18 protein-coding genes and 1 pseudogene are annotated in these 24955 nt (G+C 44.5%); 10 read left to right on the plus strand and 9 right to left on the minus strand.

Features of this window, described 5'->3' with window-relative positions; all coding sequences use genetic code 11:
• Positions 1 to 56: 56 nt before the first annotated feature.
• On the plus strand, positions 57 to 3194 hold the full coding sequence (locus tag Xhom_RS45350; RefSeq protein ID WP_069317061.1) for an autotransporter domain-containing protein: 3138 nt from the start codon (positions 57 to 59) through the stop codon (positions 3192 to 3194).
• A gap of 165 nt (positions 3195 to 3359) precedes the next feature.
• Here Xhom_RS45350 and Xhom_RS45345 read toward each other — a convergent pair.
• The 5 genes from Xhom_RS45345 to Xhom_RS45325 all read right to left on the minus strand — a co-directional run bounded on the left by Xhom_RS45345 (position 3360) and on the right by Xhom_RS45325 (position 10679).
• Positions 3360 to 4057 (minus strand): IS1 family transposase gene (locus tag Xhom_RS45345; protein ID WP_232326118.1). Its coding sequence is split into 2 segments (ribosomal slippage): positions 3360 to 3808 and positions 3808 to 4057, totalling 699 coding nucleotides; the frame shifts between segments, so codons are not numbered across the junction.
• A gap of 385 nt (positions 4058 to 4442) precedes the next feature.
• Positions 4443 to 5423, minus strand: a complete 981-nt coding sequence (locus tag Xhom_RS45340; protein ID WP_069317058.1) for a hypothetical protein — start codon at positions 5421 to 5423, stop codon at positions 4443 to 4445.
• A gap of 201 nt (positions 5424 to 5624) precedes the next feature.
• Positions 5625 to 6575, minus strand: coding sequence for a hypothetical protein (locus Xhom_RS45335; RefSeq protein ID WP_069317057.1), 951 nt, complete (start codon positions 6573 to 6575; stop codon positions 5625 to 5627).
• Positions 6576 to 9701, minus strand: a complete 3126-nt coding sequence (locus tag Xhom_RS45330) for a toxin VasX (RefSeq protein ID WP_069317056.1) — start codon at positions 9699 to 9701, stop codon at positions 6576 to 6578.
• A gap of 18 nt (positions 9702 to 9719) precedes the next feature.
• On the minus strand, positions 9720 to 10679 hold the full coding sequence (locus Xhom_RS45325; protein ID WP_169928390.1) for a DUF4123 domain-containing protein: 960 nt from the start codon (positions 10677 to 10679) through the stop codon (positions 9720 to 9722).
• Here Xhom_RS45325 and Xhom_RS45320 point away from each other — a divergent pair.
• Positions 10664 to 10942, plus strand: a complete 279-nt coding sequence (locus tag Xhom_RS45320; protein ID WP_169928387.1) for a hypothetical protein — start codon at positions 10664 to 10666, stop codon at positions 10940 to 10942. The genes Xhom_RS45325 and Xhom_RS45320 overlap by 16 nt on opposite strands.
• Here Xhom_RS45320 and tssI read toward each other — a convergent pair.
• Both tssI and Xhom_RS45310 read right to left on the minus strand, forming a co-directional pair.
• The gene (gene tssI, locus Xhom_RS45315) at positions 10931 to 12940 is read right to left on the minus strand and encodes a type VI secretion system tip protein TssI/VgrG (protein ID WP_069317054.1); all 2010 of its coding nucleotides are present in this window, start codon (positions 12938 to 12940) and stop codon (positions 10931 to 10933) included. The genes Xhom_RS45320 and tssI overlap by 12 nt on opposite strands.
• Positions 12941 to 12952: 12 nt before the next feature.
• On the minus strand, positions 12953 to 14695 hold the full coding sequence (locus Xhom_RS45310) for a type VI secretion system baseplate subunit TssF (protein ID WP_069317053.1): 1743 nt from the start codon (positions 14693 to 14695) through the stop codon (positions 12953 to 12955).
• A gap of 464 nt (positions 14696 to 15159) precedes the next feature.
• Here Xhom_RS45310 and Xhom_RS45305 point away from each other — a divergent pair.
• A pseudogene (locus Xhom_RS45305) lies at positions 15160 to 15333 on the plus strand (site-specific integrase); the annotation flags it as partial.
• Between the two features lie 38 nt (positions 15334 to 15371).
• Positions 15372 to 15614, plus strand: coding sequence for a hypothetical protein (locus tag Xhom_RS45300; RefSeq protein ID WP_069317052.1), 243 nt, complete (start codon positions 15372 to 15374; stop codon positions 15612 to 15614).
• A gap of 364 nt (positions 15615 to 15978) precedes the next feature.
• Here the strand turns inward: Xhom_RS45300 and Xhom_RS45295 are convergent, their stop codons facing one another.
• Both Xhom_RS45295 and Xhom_RS45290 read right to left on the minus strand, forming a co-directional pair.
• Positions 15979 to 16248: a helix-turn-helix domain-containing protein gene (locus Xhom_RS45295; protein ID WP_069317051.1), complete on the minus strand. Its 270-nt coding sequence runs from the start codon at positions 16246 to 16248 to the stop codon at positions 15979 to 15981.
• Between the two features lie 836 nt (positions 16249 to 17084).
• Positions 17085 to 17450, minus strand: coding sequence for a hypothetical protein (locus Xhom_RS45290; RefSeq protein WP_145957421.1), 366 nt, complete (start codon positions 17448 to 17450; stop codon positions 17085 to 17087).
• A 149-nt stretch (positions 17451 to 17599) separates the two neighbouring features.
• On the opposite strand from Xhom_RS45290, the gene Xhom_RS45285 reads away from it, so the two are divergent.
• The 6 genes from Xhom_RS45285 to Xhom_RS45260 all read left to right on the plus strand — a co-directional run bounded on the left by Xhom_RS45285 (position 17600) and on the right by Xhom_RS45260 (position 24694).
• The gene (locus tag Xhom_RS45285) at positions 17600 to 19357 is read left to right on the plus strand and encodes a type VI secretion system baseplate subunit TssF (protein WP_069317050.1); all 1758 of its coding nucleotides are present in this window, start codon (positions 17600 to 17602) and stop codon (positions 19355 to 19357) included.
• 44 nt (positions 19358 to 19401) lie between these two features.
• Positions 19402 to 21408, plus strand: a complete 2007-nt coding sequence (locus tag Xhom_RS45280) for a type VI secretion system Vgr family protein (protein WP_069317049.1) — start codon at positions 19402 to 19404, stop codon at positions 21406 to 21408.
• On the plus strand, positions 21405 to 22175 hold the full coding sequence (locus Xhom_RS45275; protein ID WP_069317048.1) for a DUF4123 domain-containing protein: 771 nt from the start codon (positions 21405 to 21407) through the stop codon (positions 22173 to 22175). The genes Xhom_RS45280 and Xhom_RS45275 overlap by 4 nt, the downstream gene beginning before the upstream one ends.
• Positions 22176 to 22195: 20 nt before the next feature.
• The gene (locus Xhom_RS45270; RefSeq protein ID WP_069317047.1) at positions 22196 to 24118 is read left to right on the plus strand and encodes an S-type pyocin domain-containing protein; all 1923 of its coding nucleotides are present in this window, start codon (positions 22196 to 22198) and stop codon (positions 24116 to 24118) included.
• A gap of 12 nt (positions 24119 to 24130) precedes the next feature.
• Positions 24131 to 24400 carry an immunity protein gene (locus Xhom_RS45265; RefSeq protein ID WP_069317046.1) on the plus strand — a complete coding sequence of 90 codons (270 nt, stop codon included), beginning with the start codon at positions 24131 to 24133 and terminating at the stop codon, positions 24398 to 24400.
• Positions 24401 to 24499: 99 nt separating this feature from the next.
• Positions 24500 to 24694, plus strand: coding sequence for a CPCC family cysteine-rich protein (locus Xhom_RS45260; RefSeq protein ID WP_069317045.1), 195 nt, complete (start codon positions 24500 to 24502; stop codon positions 24692 to 24694).
• The last annotated feature ends 261 nt before the right edge of the window (positions 24695 to 24955 follow it).

The following is a 24955-nucleotide window of genomic DNA, read 5'->3' on the forward strand; positions in this document are numbered from 1 at the left end:
CACAAAAAAACATAAGAACGGGTATTTTTGCAAACCAACAATGGATGATTATTGAGATGAAGAAGCTTCACAGAATACCTCAGAGCACTCTGACTGCTGAGCGCTTGTCAGTCAAAACCCAGCCACGTGTACTTTACCATGCAATAGCCTGCTGTTTGATGGCTGTCAGCGCAGGGGCTTATGCAGAAAATTATGTTGAAAAGGGGAAGTGGGGCGATAGCACAAGCTGGCGTACTAATGAGTTTAAAAAGGAGTGGGGGCTTGGTGCTATTCATGCTGATGAAGCTTATTCCAGAGGCTATACCGGTAAAGGAATTAAACTGGGCATCTTCGATCAGTCAGTGTATGCCAAACACCCTGAATTTGTAGGAAAGGATAAGGTCATCAATCTGATCACGTCAGGGATACGTGAATATACCGATCCCTATATTAATGATGCGAAAAAAGGTAGTTCATTCCGCTACGATGGAACACCGTCCGTTGATTACAGAAAAGTATTAGGGAATCACGGTGTCCATGTTGCAGGTATTGCGGCAGGTAGCCGGGATGGTGGAGAAATGCATGGAGTGGCTTATAACGCTCAAATCATCAGTGCTGACAACGGCGATCCCGGCCCTGAAGATGGCATCATATTAGGTAATGACGGCGGGGTTTACCAAGCTGGCTGGCATGCACTGATAGATAGTGGTGCCCGTATTATCAATAACAGTTGGGCTATTGGGATTGATAAGGAGTTTGAAAATGGAAAAATGGATCCAAATGCTGCACACTTTACCTTGGCAGAGGCTCAAAAACAGTTTGATGAAATCAGGTCGATTTTAGGGACACCACCCGGTGGTGCGTATCAAGGTGCGATTGACGCTGCACGCAGCGGTATTGTGACGATTTTTGCTGCGGGTAATAGCTACAACTATAATCATCCAGATGCCATTGGCAGTCTGGCTTGGTTTGTCCCCGATATTGCACCAAATTGGCTGACGGTGGCTAGTGTGGCGAAAGATGAAAATAGTACGAATGCGGTCCCCTATTCCATCAGCAATTTTTCTTCCCGCTGTGGCTATACAGCCAGCCTCTGTGTCAGTGCACCCGGCAGTGCGATCTATAGCTCGATCATTGCGGGAACAGTAGATAACATTACCACCGGGTATAAGAATTCCAGCGGTACTTCTATGGCTGCTCCGCATGTTGCCGGCAGCGCTGCTATATTGATGGAACGTTTTCCGTACATGACGGGTGATCAAGTCGCTTCTGTACTTCGCACCACCGCGACAGATATGGGAGAAAAGGGGATTGATGAACTTTACGGTTGGGGGATGATTAACCTTGGTAAAGCCATTAATGGCCCTGGTATGTTCTATACCGTAGAAGATATTCCAGAAAAATTCCGCATTCCTGATTCCCATGGAGTAGCTTACGGTAACGGTCAGTTTATTGCGGATATTCCGGGGGGCGGTACTGTGCTTGATAAAGGCAAACCCACAGAACGAGTCTGCAATGATGGTCTGTGTACTCAGGATAAATGGAGCAACGATATCAGCGGTCATGGTGGGCTTACCAAACAGGGCAATGGTACGCTGATCCTCAGTGGGCTGAATACTTATTCTGGTCCAACGCTAATCAAACAAGGATTACTAAGCGTTGAAAAGAGTATCGTCTCCCCTGTTTCGGTAATGGAAAGTGGTACTCTTGGAGGCAGTGGTACGGTTGGAGTGCTCAATGTACAGCGTGGGGGGAGTGTTTCACCGGGTAATATTTCTCCTAGTAGCGCGATCGGTACTCTTCATGTTTCTGACGAACTTTCTTTTGAATCTGGTTCTCGTTATGTTGTTGAAATCGCTTCCGACGGACGTAGTGATCATATTCAGGCTGAAAAAAGTGTACAGCTCAATGGCGGAGAGGTTGCTATTTCCCTTGAAAATACGCGTAATTTGCTTTCCCTTAAAGAAGTGCGAAGCTTGATGGGGCAGCAGTACAATATTCTGAATGCGAAGCAGAATATCAATGGTCGCTTTGAGCGCGCCGTCACTAATTATCTCTTTCTTGGTACTCGTTTATCTTATCAGCCGGACAGCGTCACTCTTCAGGTCGGACGTAATACTACCGCTTTCGCTGATATTGCTAAGACACAGAATGAGCGTACAGTGGCTGTTGCTGCTGATACCCTCAGTGCCGGTCATCCGGTTTACGAAAGCATCCTCAGCAGCGCTTCTGCGGAACAAGCCCGATACGCATTCCGCCAGCTTGATGGGCAGATCCATGCAGATATCGCCTCTTTGTTAGTCAATGACAGCCGCTACCTGCGTGATACGCTGAATATGCGTTTGAGTCAGGCCGAAGGCCGTTCATCATCACCTGATATCCGCGGGGATGATAATGGTGCATGGGTACGACTGCTGGGGGCATGGAGCCATGCCTCCGGTACACAGAATGCGACAGGCTATCAGGCTTCCAACTACGGCGTATTCCTTGGTGCAGATGCTCTTATTGATGAATACAGCCGTCTTGGTATCGCTACCGGCTACACCCGTACTTCCCTTGATGGCGGTAACAGTGCCACTGCGGACAGCAATAACTATCACCTTGCGCTTTATGGTGACCGTCAGTTTGGTGATTTGACTCTGCGTACCAACGGTGGATTTACGTGGCACCGAATTGATACTCATCGCTTTGTTAACTACAACAGCCAGTTTGATCGTGAAAACGCGAAATATGGTGGCCGTACTGCGCAGTTGTCTGCTGAAGCGGCTTACCATCTGCCCGTCGGGTCAGTCAATTTAGAACCATTCGTGAACTTCGCTTATGTCGATTTTCGTAATGACGGCATTAACGAGAATGGTGCTGCCGCCGCACTCCACGGCGATAGCCAGCACACTGAAGCTAAACTTTCCACACTGGGATTACGTGCCAATCATCGCTGGCAGACCTCATGGGGCTCTGAGGTTTCCTTGAATGGAGAATTGGGTTGGCAGCACCAATATGGTGAGCGTGATCGTGCTGTAGGTTTGGCGTTCCGCGGCAGCGATACAACTTTTGTGACCCGCAGTGTTCCTGTTTCCCGTGATGGTATGGTATTGAAGGCTAACGCAGAAATGATCGCAAGTGATAATGTGTCATTAACACTCGGTTATAGTGGGGTGCTATCCAGTAGTCATCAAGACAATAGTGTGAACGCGGGTTTTAGATGGCAATTCTGATGGTAACACTCTGGTGGTAAAGATAGGGTGTAGTACTTGATAAAAGTCGTACCTGATAAAACATGTGGAGTTGGCAATGCTGGCTCCGCAATACAATTTTGCCATGACAGCTAAACGCCAGTTGTATGGATATTTATAATGCCTTATTTTGGTCATGACTCTAATTTATTGATAATGCTGAATGTTCAGATAATATCCAATGACTCTGTCATGCATTTCTACGGATTTTGAAAAAGCCAGTGTTTTGCGAGTCAGTCTTGCCAAATGCTGACGAAGATTCAGGTTATGTCTCTCTATGCGTTGTGTATAACGCTTGCTGACCACATACCGTTTCCCTGCCCGCGTTTTTTCATACCCTCTCCAGTCATCGGTCATATAGACCACAATGTTGAAAGGAGACAATAACGCCCTCAAACGCATCAAGGTCTTCTTTGTTCTTGGGCCAAAAACGTGGGCGATGACTTTTCGCCTAATCCTGTCGTAAGCATAAAAGAGCCAATGAGGTTTGTTCTTTGACTTCACGTATGACCACGGCTCATCCATTTTGTAACAAACAATCACTTCGGTGCTGGGAGCAATGGCTTCAGTGACGTGTTTGGGCCTGAGCTTTTTAAGTGACGAAGGACCGTATTAAGACCAATATCCATAACACGCGCAGTCGCCCGACATCCCATTCCATTCAGGGTCATATCAACGATTTGCTCATGTGTACCGGGACGACATGCGGTATAAGTGAATTCAAGTGGCCAGGAATGACGACAGGATTGGCAAAGGTAACGTTGATGACCGGAACGAGAGCGCCCATTACGATGGATCCCTTTGACTGCACAACAAGATGGGCAGGTCACATCAATCTTTGTCATCTGAATGTTCTCCAAATAGACAGACTATACATGATTCAATAAATTGATGTCATGACCCACGATTTTGTTTTCTTTAGCAAAAACTTTGATCGTGCCTCAGGCACTTGAATTCCCTTCTTAAACAAATCTCAAGTTATCTAATATTCCAATATCTTCCTTCAAAAGAGGATCGAAAATAGTTGACATTCGTGCTAATTTAATTTCATTATTTTTATCCATACAAAACAATTCCATATAAAAAATTAATATAAATGATAATAAAGTAACGATTTAAAATATAATTTTTTAAACTTTAAAATTAGCACCGAGATAATTATAATATTTTTCGGTGCTATTTTTTCTGGCATAAAAATATAACTTACTGTATTAATATTTTTTCCAGCTATTATTTAGGATCAGTCGCCCCTTTCGGTGGCCCAAGCCTATCCAATTCAGCTAAGATTGCCGTAATCTGAGTTTCCCAATCAGTTGGTTTTGAGTTTTTATGTAAAGGAAATATTGATGATTGGCGTTTAAAATCCACTGAGCTGACGGATTCTTTTCCTTGTATCAGATATTTTGCGACAAAAGCCAATAAATACTTTTTGCTTATTATGTCGTCTATTAGGTTAGGGATACGGGGTTCAAAAGCATAAATCATCAGTTTGTTGTTTTTGTCAAATCCATAAACTCTTAAATATAGAACATCATATAGATTAACAACATCGACTTGAGAATAACGCGCAACATACATTCTTCCCCTACACCAGGTATAAAACAGTTGTTTTTTCCGATCAATAACAAGAGGGGATATTTTACGAAGTAAAGATAATACCCATAAATGAATTAAAATTATGGTAATAGAAAATAGAAAAAAACCACCATCTAGTAATAAATTTTTTCGCACTCTAGATTTTTCATAAAAATCATTATCCATATAACGAATATGAAAATATTGAGAAAAAGAAATGCTCTTTGCATCAGCAATATATTTATATTTTTCAACATAATCAGGAATGTTAGGATTTAAATAAAATTCCTCCCCATAATCCCTCTTAGCATAAGTAACGGCTCTTAAATAAAATCCCTCATTGACTTTCCATGTATTAACAAAATCATTAATAAAAAAACAAAAACCTAATAAAAAACCGGCTAAAGAAGAAAGTAAAATATTTTCACGATAATTACTCCTGCCATATCGTATTTTACACTTTTTATCATCAATTAACTCAATAAACCCCTCTGTTTTTATTTTCTCTTTATCCAGCATGCCAATATCTTCATCCAAGAAAGGATCGCACTCTGTTGAGAGTCGGTTAATTCTGGTATCATGATTTACTTTACCCTCATTTTTTTTGGCTAGCCATTTTATTATTGAGTTTATCATTTAACGTACCTTCTCATCAAAATATCCATAAATCGCATTTTCGGGTCATGATTCCAATTTATAACGTATAGGAAAAATAGAGTCCTCAGTTGGTGTATAGCACCGAGATAATTATAATATTCTTCAGTGCTATTTTTTATAGAGTAAAGACATAACTCACTAAATTGATATTTTTTCCAACTCTTATTTAGAGGAAGTAGTCTATTTCGGTGGACCAAGTCTATCCAATTCAGCTAAAGTTGCTGAAATCTGTTGTTCCCAATCCGTTGGTTTTATTTGCTTACGAAACCACGGTAATCGCTCTTGACGTTTAAAATCAACTGAACTGACAGCCTCTTTTCCTTGTAATAAATATTTTGACATAAATGCCAAAATATAAACTTTATCCTCGTCTGAGTTGAAAAGACTAAGATAAGGGATAAAAAACTGATATGTCAGTTCATTCTTTTCGTTCAGCCCATAACATTTGAAATGCAAAATATTATTAGCAAATGCTACGCCTAATTCTTTATAGCGAGATACATACACCTTCCCTTTTTTCCAAGTATAAAAAAGTTGTCTTTCATGATCAATGATGAAATTTGCAGGCTTACGTAATCTTAAAAAAATGCTGATAATAAGAATATTGGCACTAAGGAAAAACAACCCGAAACTTGCATCTATAATTAGATATCGCCTAGCCCTTTCTTCACCATAATAGCCATCTTTAGAATAACGCATATATAGATATTTAGGTAATGATACTTCTTTTTCATCAGATATTATTTTTAATGATTCAAGATCTTCCGACAACTCATAACTTAAAAAAATTTGTTCTCCATAAAGTATCTTGGCATCACTAACATATCTAAGAAGGGCTCTTTCGTTAGCTCTCCACCCCTGAACAAAATCATTAATAAAAAATCCAAAACCTAACATAAATCCAATCATCACAGGTACTATAACTTCTTTTCTTGCTCTAATAAGATTATGACGGAAATGACACTCCTTGCTATTTATTGCATCCAAAAATCCTGCACGTTTTACGGTTTTATTATCCAACAGAATTAGCTTTTCCTCCAGAACAGGATCACCAAATGTAGATAATGGCTCTGTTGGAGGTGCCTTCACTCTAAAAATTTTCTTGAATATTTTTTTAATTAATATACTCATTTAACGTAATACCTCATCTTCATATCCATAAACCGCATTTTCCAACGTTGGCTCTTTTCTCCATTTATAGTGAAGAGGAGAAATAATATCTTCTGTTGGCTTATAATACCAAAAAATTTTCATATACTCAGAATATTGCTTATCTACCTCTACGGTTAGTGTAGTTAAACCACTTTCCTCATCAAAAATTAGATTTTCACGATTTTCACGAGCAGTATTTATTGCTTTATCAAACTTATCTTTTGCCACAGAATAATGATGTCTGCTATAACTACGTTCAATTATTGAAGCATCAGGATCACTGTAGCCATCTGACAAACCAGATGGCATGACTTCATGATATATATCTGATTCTCCCCATTTGAAACTAGGCAGTATAAATTTATAAATCATCTTCCCTTTTTTATTGCTTTCAATTTTCAAAGTTGGTTTAATAAAAATATTTAAAAATTCTTGAAACTCAACCCGATATGCATCTCTAGTATTTTTCTCATTACGCATTATTGTCTTAAATTGAGAACTTAATCTCGGGCGATCTTCACTCGTACTCCAAAAAGCATACTTACTCCCATTCCCCCAAAAGCAGTTACTTAACAACGTTTCCAAATCTACCCAATTGAAGTATATAGCTGCGAATGTTCCACCAAGCATTAGTGAAGCGCCTAGCGCAATCAGAAGACTGACGCCAAAAGTCACTTCCGACGCGGCTACCGCCATAGACCATCCTACAGCCATTATTATTGATCCTGTACCTATTGAAATATGAGAATAAGCTTCTTTATCATTACCAAAACCAAAAGAGTTGTAGGCATCGTAATAAGAAAGTGCCCCACTCACAAACCCTGTAGTAATTAATCCACCGTTTACCCATTTTGTTATTAAAGCACTTTCTAACAGAAGCCTGCGTGATGCAGAATCCAATAACGCTTTTGCTGTGGGGCTATTCAATTTACCCGCCAGGCTAGCTGCAACTTTAATAGCATCTCCACCAATAGCGGAAACACCTTTAGCAGCAATTAATCCGCCTAATATAGTATTCGCATAACTTGAAACATAATAATAAGGAAGTTTGTTTGCATTAAATGGCGCATTCTTTTCGAAACGAGACATTGATGTCAATTTATATAACATATAACTCTTCATAAATAAATCCAAACCACTTAATCCTGAGCTCAATAAGTAGCCAGCAGACTTATTTGCATTATAAAAAAACTTAAACTTAGGATTTAACTCAGGCCTTTTAAATTTAATCAGCGGTATTTTTATCTTTATATTATTATTGTAATTATCCAACCTGTTAGACCAGTCAAACACTTTTTTTCCTACAAACCTTTTCAAGCCAGACTCAGCATGAGCCATGCCTTTCTTAATTTTACCTGATACTCCTTGATTTTCATATTCTTCAATTTTTTTTAGAAACTTATAATATTCTTTCTCGGTTAATTCGAGATATTGTCCTTGCTTTATTTCAAGCCCCAAATAATCTAAGATTTTAGGCACAAGTTTATGCGTTACCTGTTTAACACTCAACACATGTAAATGTAATATCCCTTTATATGATAACTCTGTTGTAAATACATACAGTCTAGCCAATAAATTGCCAACGACACTGAGTATTATATCTATTCCCCGATTGAGGAACCTTGCAATGGAACCTTTATCAACGCCATCATGGCCCAGTGAATTCACTATTCCATTGAGGGCAACTTCCCACGCATTATTTCCGTCTATGGCCAATGGACCCGCAATAATACTTTCCATCGCCAACAGCCCCTCTTCTGAATGCTTTAGCGGCTCCATTAATTCAGCGTGTAAAATACAGAATCGTTCAAATTCTTTTGCATCATCTTCGGTATAAATGTCCTTTTTATCAGATACGGAGAAAAAATTCTTAAAATAGTGTGTAAGCCCACCTAATTTACCTGCAATCATTTCACTTTCAAAAAAACATTTATAAAATTCAAGAATTTCTTTCTTTCTATCTTTTACACTCTTAATCGGCGTAGTTAATTTAGGCCACCAAGTTTTCCAATTTTCTTGGTGAATACACTCCTCAACACATTTTTTAATTTCTTTATTTTTTGATGCCGCTAATATCTCAACAAAATTCCCTATCGTAAGAGGATACATATTAGTTGCACTATAGCTTAGCTCCCAAAGATTAAGTAACATATACGCCATTAAAATATCACGCTGATATCCCACCGGATCATGCAAGACCACAATCTTCGCTTTATCTTTGTAATAAGGGCAGATAAGACTGTCGATATAACGCATTTCCATCTCGGCATCCATGAAAAAACTGCCTTCCGTCGTGATATCCCCCAAATCAGCAGCGTGTAAAAGCGGATCGGATAATTGATTTTTGTATGCCTGAAATTGTTTTTCAGGATCTTTGAAATCTTCCACTAATCTGTCGAAATGTTCTTGTCTGGCATCAATAGCATAATCTGATGCCTCACTGTCTAAATCCACAAATTGCATCGCACTCTTGCGGAAGGTTTTATCGTTATCCATCTTATTCAGGACAGATTTAGCCAGCTCGACTTCACTGTAAACGATACTGATTTGGGTCACATCTTTATCCATCGCCAAAAAAGGATAGCCTAATCCGGCTGTACCGCTGGCAGGGTGGATTTCTTCCCACGATGAGCTTCCGGCTGTTTGCTCATATTTGGTGTATTTTGTGACCATCCCCCTTTTGCCCTCTAAGGTGACAATTTCAGGGCTGAATTTGAAAATCAGTAATTTGCCATTCTGTTGGGAGCCACGGGTTTTAATCGCCTCTTCTTCTTTGACATAGATCCAACCCGGTCTTGGCATTCGAATGCTATAGCCCCCCAGAACGCTGGCACTTAATGAATCATCATCAGGATCAATAAACGTACTTATTGGCGGCGGTAATTGAGCATCTATCCATGTGTCACCAAAAAAATTCATATAGGCATATCTGACAGGATAAACCGGCCGGATATTGGCGTCACAGGGCCTGACAACGGTATCCATATCCAACTCATGAGGTATGCGTGCCTTCGCCTCATCGACCATTTTTTCAAACGTTTTTGCCGCTTTTTTCGCGGCGGTCTCAAGAGCGTCACCCGCGCTCGTTAATATCGATTTTTCCATTTCTCTTCTCTCCTTGTGTTAACTTAATGCCCGGTTTTTAAAACAATACTCATAACAAGCCAGCGCCCGCACCTCTTGCGCCTGTGCTTCGGCACAGGCATGCTGCCATGCCCGCTGCCAGAGCGCTTCGTTATCCCGCGCCAGACTTCTGCCCGCCACCAGATACAGAATCGAACGCTGATGGGCGAATCCCGCCAGACAGGCAAGATTGGCCTGTTGCACCACAAAGGCGGGCAGGTGTTCTTGCTGTTCGGGCGACAGTTCAGGCTGGGTCTCTGCAATAAATTTCACTATCTGCGCCACCGCCCGCGCTTGGGTCTGCCCCGCCAATATGCCCACCAGAGAGCGGTTGATGGCCACGGGAGCCGTTTTTTCCTGATCCAGGCTGTTTTCAGCCACAGAAAGGGCGTAGTACTGCCCCGTCTGGCTGTCGAAGTAACCGATCCGCATTATCGGGCGCATAAAGTGCATCAGTTGTTCATCCGGCAGGCTTTTCAGTAGCGGGAGCAAGCCTTGTGGCACATAGAAGCGGTAAAACACCCAGGATTGGTGTTGTTCATTTCTCAGATAGGTGAATTTACGCAGGTGATTACGGATCACAGGAAATGGCTGGTCACTGTCGATAAAAATGCCTGATTCTGGAGTGGTCGGCTGAGTAATCTTTTGCTGAAAAGCAGAGTACACCGTAGTGTCATCCGTTAATTCCACCAGATAAGGGGCGCTGTCTTCGAGCGTGATTTGGGTTTCCCCCTGAAACAAGCTTTCCCATCGCAGGTTGGAGACCATCAGGTCAGGCACGATAAAACTGCCCATGACCCGACGGTAAACCGTGGCATCAATCACCATATAGCGGTACTGCCCGCATGCTCTGGAGGGCATGGTTTCCGTTACAGTGAACTGCAATATGCCCCGCTCGGCAGGCAAGGGGGCGTTGATATTGTGTTCGTTCAGCGGGATCACCTGTGCATTCCTCTCCACCCCCTGCCGGAACTGCCGCAATAGCGGCAATTCGACATAAGGGCTGGCGGCAAGGTATTCAGGCAACGGCTGAATACTTTGATATTGCCCCGGTGAATGTCCCGCCTGCAGGACATATTCCGCCAGTGCCGACAGAGCCTGCGGCTTGCTCGTTGCACGGACAATCGACTGGGCAGAGTAGTGCTCGCCTTGTGGCGTGGTATAGGCATAATCCACCACCCAATGTTCGGCATAATCGGGTATCCAGGACATTATTCCGATGACTCCTGCGGCTTACGGGCTTTTTCCCGGCAATCCTCTGCCATGACCAACCCTTCATTGGCTGAGCCGCTGAGTGACGGCACGGTGCCCGGGCTGCCCCCCGTTACCGACACATCCCCTTGCAGGGTGATTTTGCCGGTGATCGTTACTCCTGAACCATCCAGCTTAATCGATCCTGCCTTGCCTTTGATCAGTACGGTTTCGCTGGCCTGTAGGGTATGGACTTTCGTCAGGCTCTGGATGTTGTTGACCACATTCAGGGTATAGTTGTTGTTGATTCTGGCGGTTTTGTCCCGCCCCACTTCTTGCAAGTGATCGGCAAAGATATTTTCTTGCCAGTTGTTATTGATGCGGGTTTTGCGATCTTTGGTGATAGTTTCAAACTGGTTCAGGTCAATCTGGATGTGCTGTTCATGCATAATCCTGATGAATTCATCGTTGCCGATTTCATGTTTACGGTTGTTCAGGACATGGTGGCTTTCATCGTGACCAACCCGTTGGGTTTTATCGTGGTTTATCTGGATAAGCTGATCTTTCTGGGCGTGGATATAGATCTCTTCACTGCCTTTCGCATCTTCAAAGCGCAATTCGTTAAATCCCTCACCTTTGTGGGTGTGGGTCTTGAAGGTGGTGCGCGTTTTTTCCGCCGGCAGATCCAACGGTGGGCGGTTGCGCCCGTTGTAGGTACAGCCCGTCACTATCGGGCGATCAATATCGCCATTCAGGTAGGAAATAATCACTTCCTGACCAATGCGCGGAATGGCCATAAAACCGTAGCCATCACCATTCCATCCCTGTGCTACACGTATCCAGCAGGAAGCACGGTCATCCGCTTCATCATAACGGTTCCAATGGAAATGAACTTTGATAGCACCATGTTTATCAACGTAGATCTCCTCACCTTCCGGCCCTACGACGGTTGCAACTTCATCTCCATCCGCCAGCGGCTTATATCGGAAAGGCGGACGCCAATCCTGCCTGCCCGGAATAAAGGTAACGTGATTAGTTAACGTTGTCCCTTCTCCCGCATCTCTGGAAGCTTGTGGTTGATGTCCATGATGCGTGACAGTAATAACCTGCCAGCGATCATTCATTGTCACAATCGGATGGGATTGTAGAACGAAGATCCGACCCGGTCTTAATTTGATACAGTTGGTACTCGCTTTACCGATTTTGCTCTGGTTCTGCAACTGCTCCAAACGCAATTGGGTGAAAGGGCGGCCTTCTGCATCCATCTGAAAACGGCCATAACTTTCAAATACAGAATGGTTCCCGCCATTATCTGATGCAGCCAGATGTTGCAGAGGATAGGAAGGCCGAAGGAAATTATTATCTTTATGGATCGTTTCATCCGGGCACAGATATTCGCCGTAATTCCACTGCCATGCCGTCAAATCACTGTTATCCGTGTTTGCCTGTACGTTGTAGGTCAACGTTAATGCCGCCAACATGCCGAGGTGGGAATTGCTGTAAAACAGTTTGTCCTCTTCGAACCAGAATATAATGCCTTCTTCCGCCGCCAGCCGGCACCAGAATTCATAGGAAGATTCGCGTTTCTGGGTGGTATATTCCCGTATCGAATGCTGCTGATGATCTTTGTAAAACTTGTTATCAGCCTTGATGCGATGCTCTTTAAGCAACTGCCCAAGAATATCGGGTACAGATTGATGATGGAAAATCCGGCTATCCTGATTGAGCGTCATTAACCACATTTCCGGGCGAATAATAAAAGTGTAATAGGTTTGTCGCCCATTGGTATTTCCCTGCTCTGCCCCTGCCACAACGCCATTAACGGTTCGCTCGATGATGCCATCCCTGATAACCGTCAGAGAAGCGCTGGAACCCAATTGTTCATTGAGTGCCACGTTGTTAAAAGCGCTGACGGCTGTGATAGAAAGGTGAAACAGTTGTGACAGCCCTTCCTGTAAGCTGAAATTCACTACCTGAAACGTTGTCTGCGGCAATGCACCTATCTGGCAAGTGAAAACTAATCCATCCATTGTAGAAACTCCTTACATAATTGAGCGATAACCTTGAATCATTGAAGGTGCCAGATACCATTCCGTCCCTGAAGGTTGGCTGAGCACGCACATTCGCAGCCATGTCCCCTGGGCAAGGCAGAACGGGAAGAATTGGTATAGTGAATTGGCGAATCGATATATTTCGCCGGCATCGATATAAGCGGTTTCATCCAGCATCAGGGTAACCAGCAGACAGCGAACGGGTCTGTCCCGGATTATTCTGTCACCCCATTTTGCCTCTATATTGGTGATCCCCCCGATCATGCGCCGGATATTTCGGCTGGTTAAGCGATCGATATCTGCATACAGATCAAAATCCTGTAGTAGCTGTTTGACTGACGTGCTCATCTCCAATAAATGGCTGCCGACAGAATAATGCGATAACAAATCCCAATGACGATGGCTATCAACAATCGGAGGATAAGTTTGTGAAGTTGGAGTGATATTTTTTAATTGAAAAATGTCGGGAACATTTTCTCCCGCCTGACAGATCTCGCCCAGTACAAGAGGTGCTTGATATTGTTCAAAGCCATAAAAATGGCAAGTGAATTCACGCTCAGGTGGTTTACGCATCAACTCCGCTTTGCTGTCATAGAAAATCAGCTCGTACTGTATTCTGCCCAGTGCATCTTTACTGACTTCAAGCGCATAGAACCAAGCTTTGTCATACTCTGGGTGATAACGTTCCATACCTGTCAGGAGGCTGACCGGATAAAACAGGTATTCATCCCCGCGTCTTTCCTCTTCTGTGTTTGGCTCATTTTTCAGTTCAATACCTGAAATATGCAAAACACCCTGAGTCGGCATGAGAGGTAAGCGATAGCGCGCTGTTTCTGGTGTAAAAGGAAGTGTCACTTGGCTGTTACGCGCCATATTAACCACAGGTGCGCAATTAAGCTGGAATGCAGACTTTATTTGAGCTGCTGACAACGGCAATACTGTATTCAAAGTCAGAACGATACTGAATTCACGCTGTTTTGTCAGTTTCAATCGCTTTGCCATTGTCGGCAGAGGTAAATTCAGAAATTGGTTAACATGTGGCAGATAAAGAGACTCAACTAACAATTGTGGTGCCCAGTTATCCCCTACCGCAGATGACAGAACCAATCGGGAAGCGCCTGAGCGCGGTTCAAACCGATCTCCGTGTGCTTTATAAACTTGCCCGTCATGATACAGTTCAGCACCATCATAATATTGAGTCAGTCCCAGCATCAGAGCATTAGCAACTTGCTCATCACTGCTCAGGAACAAATTAATCGGCTGAGTTAGCCACTCTTCTTCCTTACCAGTATAGTGAAATTTTAAGGTGACTTTAGTTGTCTGTACTTGATGAGTTATGTCACGTGACACTAATATCAAAGGCTCAATAGGACATTCTCGGCAAGTGACAAATGGCTGTTGATGATGAGTATGAACTTCTGTTCCTGCCGGTATGGAAAAAGCAAAATCCCCCTGCATGATACTATCAAACTGAATAATGCTGGTCGCAGGAATACCTTTGATCGTCTGTGCCCGTAATTTTTGCAGTAACGGCTGAGTCAACTCAGGGAAGGCATCATCCACCTTCTGATTCAAACGAGCCATTAAAGCAGCAAAGCCCTCATTAACCTTTTCAGCATCAGGATCCCTGCCACTAAGTACATCTTCAAGATGTGACTTCTCTTTACACGCAGATTTTGCAAGTTGCCTTAGGTAATCAATTTCCCACTGATAATAATATTCAAACGATTTCACAACTGACTCCTTTTCCTTAAAGTGGTATGTTGTGAGAGTGACCACTTTGCATTTATACCCGTCCTTCAAGTTACAGCGTTGTTGGCATCCTGAAATACATAGGGTATATGTTTAGTTTATTAATTTCAGGTAAGTGCAGAATCTTTATTAATTCTTATTAATTAAAAATAACTGCTTAATATATACGCTGTCGGGTGTATGTCAAAACAAAAAATAGCGAACATATTGTTCCTTTATTCCCATTTATTCATCTAAAAAATATTAGAATCTCTAAATATTATTATTCAAAATTAATAAATCAATTTGATGAACTGATGCATTCGCCATTAAAAGCTTAAAATACACGATAGGGGAATCTAACTATTGGAGGCATTACCATTATATCAAGTAACCTTTCACCAGCCCTCTATTGACTAGACAGGAATAAAGCTGAACACATCTGGGTAAGGGAGTCCCGTCTGAGTTTTCGTCATACATTGGCAACGGAACTGATAAAAGCGCCGGGGCGTAACCTGCAACTGGTTAAAGGGTTACTGGGGCATAGCCGTGTGTCTGCAACGATGGAATATATTGATATGGAGATAGCGAGCAAAACGCTGGAGAGTGAGCTGTCGTTGTCTATGGATCTATCCGTGTAGTTATTTATAAAGAAGTATAAAAAACAGGGAGGGACACCATGTTGGATGGCGTGGAGAAAAGAGGTGGTTCTGCCCTGTATCACATGGAGGGGGTGAAAAAAGGAAAATATGTCATCGTCCTATCTTCCATTCAAGTGAAGTTTTTACCTTACTTGATATCAGAATCAAGTACTGGAATCATTACCTTGAACGAAAAAAAGAGTGCTTGCTTATGCAGGCACTCTGTATTTTTTATTTACGGCTTTTTAAACATTATTACGCAAATCAGAATTACAAATTGATTAACATTGTTCTTAACAGCCGTAAATTTTAACTCACTTGTTAATTATCTGATAACCTTCAACAAATGAGCTCTTAAAATTTGGTGCCGGAGGCGGAAAGCATTATAACTCGTTGAATATATAAAGTCTATTCTCTTTCATTCCGTTTATGCCCCTTTTAATGCCCCCAGATTTTTTTGCTTACTTTTTCTTTTGTATCTAACTGATTTTAATTATTTATATCACTTATTGCGTGTTTTTTTAATTAGCTTAAAGCAAAAAAGCCGTGAGGGTTAAAAATGGTCAAATTGGGCTGCCATTTTACGCTCAGGGCTTAAGATAAAAAATGTTCATTTTTACGACATCGATCACAAATTGAAGCGGATTATTCCTGTGGCTTAGAGCGGGCTTTCCTCTCTAATAATTCACCAGTATAAGAATCGAAATAACGGCTGGGCCAGATCTCTGAGGGATGGATGCCAAGATAATCTGCAATGATCCATTCACCTTTCGGCCACGGTCTGCTGAATGCATTTGCCAATGTCGATGAACTGAGTCCTGCCTCACGAGAAACCGCTGCTAAGGTTGTCCCGCGTTTGCGCAATGCGGCGATGATATCGGCCTGATGCCAATCATTCCTAACGTTGTTATTCATTCCTGCTACCCCTTCCATTAATTAATATTGATGGTGGCGATTCAAGCAGGGTTCGCAATACCGGAGATCAACCAATCCGGCGAGGCCGAAGCCTCCCCCACCTGAACCGCCATAGAAAAGGCGAACGCAGGCGCACTGGCAGAAACATCCTACCAGTGGGTTGATCATTACAGGGTTGCGAATCCCCGACCATCGGATTTTGCCAATGGCGGGAATACTTTAACTGATTGTTTTACCTAACACAATAATCGAACGGCTAAGTTTAACGGTTATTCCTCCTCTCAGAGCGCATAAACTCAGGGGATAATACGGACGCCTAATCAATCTTTGTTGTTTGTTCTCGTTCGTGATTGCTTCGCTATCCGTATTTCCCCTGTGATTTTTAGACTACTTTTATGCATTTCGAAACATTTTCCCTGCGTGTCGGTTAGGTTCACCGTTCCGTGGTACGTCAGATAATGTGTAGCAGAGAGGCATTGTGTTGAGTTTTTGCAGGAGTTCGCTACGTGCATGCCAAGCACGGCGATGGTTTACTCCCCGTTCAGCGCCTGATTAGATCAGGATGAACGCCTCATTATTCGTGACGTGTGATATCTCCTTTCTTTACTGCATCGGCCTATTACAAGGCGGTGAGTGAAAAACAAACGAAATAAGTGAATTAAGGCAGAAAAATGCCAATGAAAAGTGGTGACACTGAGTAATACGGGGTTCAAATCGGTCGTAAAGCCAGACCGAACGTGCTCTGGACGTTGGCCGCCCAGCGGCGTCACTTGGTAATCGCTTTGCTTCAACGCAAGTGACGCCGCGCAGTTTTCGGGACGTTTATTGTGCGTAAATCAAAACATAGGTAAAAATCGTACAGAACACATTGTGATTGTGGACGTGGCAGGGATTATTGCTCTGCCTGAATGATAAGCCGGTGCATAACAAGACCGGGAAACTTTGACCGCCAGACGATGGGTTAGGTGTCTGGCGATATCTGCTTCCAAAAGTGTGCAGATGTACCGCAATTTAGCTCTCCCTTGCAGGCTACGGGAGTTTTTTCGCCACCCGAAGGCGATCCTGACAGGCAATGGATCATTTTTGTAAGAAAAGATATTAACGGTTAGCCAGAAGGGAGTCAAACGACCGTTTTTCCTGTCATCCTGATTTTTGCCTGATTTTTGCCTGAATTCCCGTACAAATTCCGCAAATCTCCCCATATTCGGCCAACATCAGACAAAAATTGGATTTAATTGGTTAATTAATTTTATTGGTGAATGTGTAAAATAAACCACCTTTACAGACTGGATACCTATTTTTAATTCAGCACAGAACCGTTCCCTGACAGATAAAACATAAGTGAAATTCAATGAAAAACAACAAGGAATCACTGTACTTGCGAGAACGTGCCTATCTACGGGAACTGGCGCAACGTGTGGCGAAAGACTCGCCGCATCTGGCGGATTTTCTGATTTCCTCCCATGATCCCGATATTACGCGCCTTTTTGAAGCCTTTGCGCTGTTAATTGCCAATGTCCGGTCTAAACTGGAGGACGAACTCCCCGAAATCACCCACGGTATTCTGTCTCGCATCTGGCCGCTGGCCTTGTGTCCCCTTCCACCCACCACGATACTGCAATTTTCTCCCGCCGATGATGAATATCAGGGCTGCACGGATATTCCGGTGAATACCGCTGTTTCCACTCATCACAACGGGCAGTTAATGACGTTTAAAACCCGCCGTCCGCTGCATATTGAACCTCTGGTCGTGCAACAACGCGTGGTGAAAAAGACCGGCACCCACAGTGAAATTATTCTGACCCTGTGTCAGACCGGCACGGCATCTTCGGTCTGGCAAAGTGGAGAACTAATTTTTTTCCTCGGCACTGACACCGAAAAGGCCGCCCAGCTCAGTCTGTGGCTGGATCAACATATCTGTGATGTCAGCCTGAACACGCAGGGCAAGCAGCGAAAGCTGCGCGGTTTCCCTTATGGCTGGCATGATCTGCTTGATAGTCCGGTGCTGCCTGTGCCCAAAAATACGTATTCTGGCCTGCAACCGTTGGTGGAGTATTATGCCCTGTCCCCACTGTATAACTTTGTCATGCTGGATATCCGCAACAGTTGTACAACAGTCCCCCTGAATGCGGACGGCACGTTTGAGCTGATTTTTCGTTTCGAGGGCGAATTGCCGTTGGCGGATGTCGATGAGGCATTTTTGCTGGGCTGTGTACCGGCCATTCATCTGGAAAATCGGGTAAGCCTGCCCATTGAGCTGGAAGCCGGTAATCACCGTTATCCTCTGCCGTTGGGAGAATCGGTGCGGTTGTTCCGGCTGGGTGATATTGAGGTTGTGGAACAGCCCGGTGACAGTGAGCAACGCGGGACACCGTATCACTGGCTGCCGATTGAACAGTTTACTCCCGCCGGGCGTTTTCGGGATGACGACCCGCAACCCGACACGTTTTATTACCAGCTCCAGACCGAACAGGATTTTCTCGGCAGAACCCAGCACCGACTACACTTTTTTGATTTGACGGGCAAACCGGCCAACGACTTACCTGCCATTGCGATTTTGTGTTATTTCATCGGCTACCATGAACAGGCACCGGCATTGATGCAAGGCACGATTAGCGTGACACAGGAAGGCGCACCGTCTCATCTCAGCGTCCACAATATTACGCCGGTCATGACCGATTACCCGCCCCTGTTGCAGGAAAAGAGCGGCTGGCCGCTGCTGTCCTGCCTCTCCAGCCCACCAATGATGCTGTTTGCCACCGACAGCCTGAAACAGTTTCTCCGGTTGTTTGACCCGTATGCCGACACGCATCGTCCCCTGAGCCGCCAGTTCCGCCAACACATTGACGGTATTGTGCAGGTCGAAGAGCGCCTGACCGACCGGATGCGACTGGGGCGTTCTATCCGCGGACATTTACTCTCGCTGACGCTGGATCCCGACTGCTACCGTAATCCGGGGGAGATGTATCGGTTTTGTCGGTTAATTAATCAGGCGCTGGCGTGTTTTATTACCCAGTCTGCGTTTGTCATGCTGGAGATTTTTACGCCGGACAGTCACAAGGCGCTGTGGCAGTTCTGGCATGTCGATGGACTACGTCCGGAAATGTAATGGATTAAGGAACACATGACAGAAACCATAAGGAAAAAATCAATATGAAAAGTGGGTTACGCTTTGTCTGTCACATTGCCGGTGTGCCGACAGAAACCTTTGCCGTAGGCGAATTTTCCCTGCAAGAGGGATTATCAGAACTTTTTACCCTGAACCTGACGCTGGTCAGAGCCGGTAACGCAAACCCATTCAGGCCACAGGCTGACATTGATTTGGCCTCACTGTTGATGCAGGAAGCGGTGTTACAGGTGTTTAACGGGGACATGCTGCAACGTAAAATCACCGGCATTGTTTCCCATGCTGACTGGGCCGGTACAGATGGCAATAAGACACTCTATACTCTGACGGTGCGCCCTGCCTGCTGGCGGCTAACGCTCAATCAGGACAGCCGGATTTACCATCGGCAGAATGTCCCCGCGATTTTAACCAGTCTGCTGAAAAAACACCGGGTACAGGCCGATTCGAAGCTCTACGATGCGCATCAGGACCGGGAATATGTGACCCAGAAACGCGAATCCGATTATGCGTTTTTCAGCCGTCTGGCAGCGGAAGAAGGCATCAGCTTTTGGTTTGAGGATGAAACCCTGTTTTTCAGCGACAGTCACCTCGGTATGACCGCCGGGCTGCCGTTGCAATACCAGCCGCAGCCAGAAACAGCCTACGGAACCGATACGATTTATCAGGTTAGGCTGGGTGTCGGTATGAGTCCGCAGCGCAGCCTGCACAAGGATTTCAACCCGGCAGAGCCGCGTTATCACCTCTCCCATATGCACAGCAGCGAAGGCTTCCGTGATTTCGGTAGCCAGACTCCCTATACCGTATTTGAAAGTTACGGGCGTTTTCAGAAAGATGCGGCTGCTATCCCGTTTTTAAAATACCGGCAGGAAGCACTGGACAACCAGAAACAGACGGGCAGTGGCAGCAGCAACTGCATCAAACTGATGCCGGGTAAAATCTTTGAGATAAAAAATCATCCCCATAAACCACTGAATGTGCGCTGGCAGGTGGTCGGCATCAGCCACCACGGACGCTGCCCGCAGGCACTGGGCGACAGTGGCGGTGAAGGCACCACGCTCAGTAATCATTTCAGTTTTATCGACGGCCTTGCCGACTGGCGTCCGCCTTTCCACTATAAACCGCTGGCAGACGGGGATGAAACTGCCCTCGTGGTCGGCCCGAAAGGGGAAGAAATCTTCGTCAATAAAGACGGGGCGATTAAAGTCCATTTTCACTGGAACCGCTACGACCAGCCGGATGATGGGGCATCGTGCTGGGTTCGCGTTGCGCAGGGCTGGAACGGTAACGGCTTTGGTTTTATGGCGATACCCCGTATCGGGCAGGAAGTGATTATCTCCTATCTCAATGGTGATATTGACCGACCGATTGTCACCGGCTGTGTTTATAATGGCCTGAACCGCCCGCCACTGGATTTACCGGCTCAAAAAACCCGCACCACCTTTAAAACCAAGACCCACAAAGGCAAAGGCTTTAACGAACTGCGCTTTGAGGATGCGAAAGACAGTGAGGAAATTTATCTCCACGGTCAGAAAGACCTGACTGCACATATCGAAAACGATGCTTACTGGTATATCAAACATGATCAGAAGAGCCGCATCGATAACAACCGTTACCACGATATCCGCGCCGATGATCATCATCAGGTTGCCGGTTCGCGCAAAATCACCACCGAAGGCGATGTGTCCCACCGGATTGCCGGTAGCCAGCATATTCAGACTGGGGATGCGACTGTGATTGACAGCGGACAGGAAATCCACCTGAAAAGCGGCGGCAAGGTAGTGTTGGAAGCGGCAGCCGAAATCACGCTGAAAGTGGGTGGTAGTTTTCTGAAAGTTACACCGGGCGGCATTCTCTGTTCACCGATTAATGTCGGGCAAGGTTCAGGCGGCAGCGGACGCGGGGTTTCACTGCAATTACCGGAAGGCGTGGCACCGTTGCCGGAGGTGGAATTTCCGGTCAAAAAATATTGTGCATTGCAAGCACAGGAAAATGCTGCGTGGGTGATTAAAGCCCCGCAGGGAGGACAGTCATGAAAACAAACTGGACAATCTGGCTGGGCGGATCTGACAAATCACCGGCTTACCTGATTATCAACCCGCTTGCAGCGCCCAATCCTGTCAACACGCTCTATGTGAACAACTGGGTTGAACAGGCTTTTCCCCTTTATAGCGGTACACCACTCGCTCACCTGATGGAGCAGGGGCCGTGGCTTATTCAGCCGAAAGTGGATTGCCTGCCTACCCTTGCTCGTCTGCTTGACTGCCGCGCGTTCAGTGACGGCAGTTGGGGCTGGGCATACCGTAGCGATACGAACTGGCAGGCACAATTGGATCACTGGCAACGTCACCAGCTCGTGACCCTGCGGGATGAACAGGTCGTCTTCCGGCTCATGGATACGCGCATTCTGCGGGTATTGATGCCCGCGATGCAACCTACGGATTGGACATCCTTGCTTAATCCGGTCACTGAATTGATGGTGGATATGCCTGAGCTGACGGTTTTTCTTCGTCCGGCACAATGCCCGTTCAGCCAGATTGAACGCCCCTTTGTACTGGAGCCGCATCTGATTGCAGCATGGGAGCAATCAGATTTCGCACTGGAAGGTCTTGCCAAGACGTTAATGTATGAACTGTGGGAAGCACAAGGTGAACTGGCACTGAAACGGGATACTCCCGAAGGTACTTTGATCCGTGACCTTGAAAAATGGCTGCGCCAGCACCGCCAACAGGGTTCACGTTTACAGGCGCTGACCATCCATGATTTTCTGGCCGATAGCGGTATTTATGTACAACGTACTTAATCACAAAAGGATTTAATCAAATGAGTGACACAGGAAGATTAGATTGTGTGCCCTGCAATACATTCAAACACTGGCTGGAATTTCAGTTACTGGATAATCAGGGTAAGCCATTAATCGGTATTCCCTATACCCTGAAAAGCCGGGATGGAGTGATCAAGGCTAATGGCGTAACGGATGGTCAGGGACTACTGCGGGAAGAAAATTTATCGCCGCTGCCCGTGACCCTGCATGTGGATGCGCAGAAACTGGCAGACCAATTGGTTGAAAGACCCTCTGTTTCAGCGGTGAAAACTGAAAAAGCATCGGGTTCCTCACCCGCGATTATGCCGGGTGAACTCAGTGATGGGTTGCCGAAGATCAAAGGCTGGACAGAAGAAGCCCTGCAAACAAAGTATTATGCTGACCGCGAATATGCGGGCATCACGGTGATACCCGAACATAACCGCCGGCATGTAATAGTAGTCGAACGTATTGCGAAGCCGGTATTTGCAAAATCCTGCCTGCAACCTGCGGGTTGCACAGAGGCAGGGACTGGAATGGAACCACATACGCACTTTGGTGAGATGCAGATTTATCGGGCCGAACCGACACACCAACGCCCCCCAAACAGACAGGAAACCTCTGAGCCATTTATTCTCAAGGCCATTGCCTGGGTAGGGAATCAGATATTTCCGAAGGCAGAAGCCAATCCATTTATCTTTCCTGAACTAATGCGGCAGCAGATGATGCGGCAGATGGCAGCCAATGCGGCGGCAGTTCAGACAAATTATGGCGATACCGATAAAGAGAGTCCGCTGCTCTCTCAAAGTGAGCAACAAAAGCTGAAGGATGCCCAGTTTGAGTTATCCCGTGATGCTTATCTCGCCGCGACATCCGTGGCAATATTAGGCGTGATGATGCGAAGTTGGTGGAATGGCAGCGACAGTGATTTAGAGAGCCATAAAAATCTGATAAAAATTGCCGATGAAAAGGGCACTGCGCCAACACGTGTCCGTTACCGGTTTGTCGAAGATGTAAAAACCGGGCAATCAATCCCCGTGGGATACCATACCAATGAAGAAAGCGGGTTAGAACAGGTCAAAGTTCGCCATGTACAATACAATAGTTCACTCAACCAATATGAGTTTTGGGAAGATGATGCAGATTCGCCGGCATTGGTCTGGTATGCGGATCCACAAAAAGGCGGAATATCGCAAAATGAAATTAGTGGTCAGTATGGGCAGCATGATACTTCAATAAATGTCAAAGTCATCCCGCTTGATCCAACGATCACCAGCCAAACGCCCGGCTTACCGATCCCGGAACAGCGAACATGGCGGGACGGAATTCTGGTCAACCCACAGCAAGATCCGAATGAAATCGCAGGGAACAAAACGGAAACGCCAATAACAGATGGAACAGACCACGGGCCGACGAAGACGACCACACCCATACAGGAGCGTAATTTCCGGGATTATATTCTGATTTTCCCAATCTCAAATATACCGGCGATTTATGTTTATTTGAGCGATCCTTATGGTGGAACGGAAAAAGGTAAATACAGTGGTCGTACCTATGATCCAGATAAAGCGGGTGGACCTATTCAGGATTTAGACTGGAGAAATGTTGAAATTACACAAGAAGGATTAGATAAAGTTAAACTACATACCAGCAGATTTGAAGAAAGTATTGATAATACAATGATGATTGAACGTTTAGAGAAAATTCTGTCAGGAGAGATACCTACGACCGATTATGATAGGCGATACTACACACATGAAATAAGGGAATTAGAACGTTATCGTGTTGTAGGTGTTCCCGATGGTGTTCATGATGAGGATATTTGGAATCATGCCCACGCTGCAACTCTAGAGGATTACAAAATTCATGAAAGAACGTATCCTCTATATACACCTGAAGCTATTCATGCTGCTGATCTTGCAGAAGAAGCTAAATATAAATAGAGAGATAATAATATGCGTCCATTAGAGCAAATGATAAAAAATGAATCTGTCGAAGATATACTTTTAGTGTTTTCTCTTAAAAGCTCCTATCCATCTATAGATCGTATGTATGTAAGATTTAACTTTGAAGTCATTGAAAAAAACGAACTATGGACAACATACAAAAGACTACTAGACGAGGGGAAATTAACTAAAGATAATAAAGGGAAGACAATTAAAGGTCCTAATTGGAAAGAGCCTGAGTTTTCTAGAACAAAGAAATATAGTAATTTAATTGAATGATATTAAAAAATAGTTTTTAAAAAATGATTGTTAAAAGCTATTTGTTTAAACAGATAGCTTTTATTTTAAAAGGTTAATACCAAAATATTAGAGTAGCCAATGAATGATAAATATCATTGTCCATGTTGTGACCACATTTCCCTTGATGAACTTGGCGAATACCTTATTTGTGACATTTGTGGATGGGAAGATGACTCTATACAGTCTAAAAATGCCGACTTTCAAGGAGGGGCTAATGAGATGAGTTTAAATGAAGCCAGAAAAGCATTTTCAGAAGGTAAGAAAGTAATCTAACTTTACCTACACTAAAAAGTGTCCGTAAATTATTTATCTCATATTAAGTTATGTTACATCCTTGACTGACGCGCTGCGCTTGTCATCTCCGTGCTACCGGGCTAATACATTAACCCGGTAGCACGGAGAGCTGAAAAACACCTGCCAGAAAAAATATTTCCTCACCTGCTCCTCATTTTTCTCCTCACTTTTTATTTTCCTCACTGTGAAAACAGGTGAGGAATCGATAATTTTTTATCCTTAAAAATCAACGTGTTTTGT

The sequence above is a fragment of the Xenorhabdus hominickii genome (assembly GCF_002632725.1).
Classification (GTDB): domain Bacteria; phylum Pseudomonadota; class Gammaproteobacteria; order Enterobacterales; family Enterobacteriaceae; genus Xenorhabdus; species Xenorhabdus hominickii.

Coding starts and splice junctions, on each gene's coding strand:
- Xhom_RS45290 (WP_145957421.1), bottom strand. CDS start 17,450: ATGGGGAGATTTGCGGAATTTGTACGGGAATTCAGGCAAAAATCAGGC.
- Xhom_RS45270 (WP_069317047.1), top strand. CDS start 22,196: ATGAGTGACACAGGAAGATTAGATTGTGTGCCCTGCAATACATTCAAA.
- Xhom_RS45260 (WP_069317045.1), top strand. CDS start 24,500: ATGAATGATAAATATCATTGTCCATGTTGTGACCACATTTCCCTTGAT.
- Xhom_RS45265 (WP_069317046.1), top strand. CDS start 24,131: ATGCGTCCATTAGAGCAAATGATAAAAAATGAATCTGTCGAAGATATA.
- Xhom_RS45300 (WP_069317052.1), top strand. CDS start 15,372: ATGTTGGATGGCGTGGAGAAAAGAGGTGGTTCTGCCCTGTATCACATG.
- Xhom_RS45275 (WP_069317048.1), top strand. CDS start 21,405: ATGAAAACAAACTGGACAATCTGGCTGGGCGGATCTGACAAATCACCG.
- Xhom_RS45340 (WP_069317058.1), bottom strand. CDS start 5,423: ATGATAAACTCAATAATAAAATGGCTAGCCAAAAAAAATGAGGGTAAA.
- Xhom_RS45285 (WP_069317050.1), top strand. CDS start 17,600: ATGAAAAACAACAAGGAATCACTGTACTTGCGAGAACGTGCCTATCTA.
- Xhom_RS45335 (WP_069317057.1), bottom strand. CDS start 6,575: ATGAGTATATTAATTAAAAAAATATTCAAGAAAATTTTTAGAGTGAAG.
- Xhom_RS45330 (WP_069317056.1), bottom strand. CDS start 9,701: ATGGAAAAATCGATATTAACGAGCGCGGGTGACGCTCTTGAGACCGCC.
- Xhom_RS45295 (WP_069317051.1), bottom strand. CDS start 16,248: ATGAATAACAACGTTAGGAATGATTGGCATCAGGCCGATATCATCGCC.
- tssI (WP_069317054.1), bottom strand. CDS start 12,940: ATGGATGGATTAGTTTTCACTTGCCAGATAGGTGCATTGCCGCAGACA.
- Xhom_RS45350 (WP_069317061.1), top strand. CDS start 57: ATGAAGAAGCTTCACAGAATACCTCAGAGCACTCTGACTGCTGAGCGC.
- Xhom_RS45280 (WP_069317049.1), top strand. CDS start 19,402: ATGAAAAGTGGGTTACGCTTTGTCTGTCACATTGCCGGTGTGCCGACA.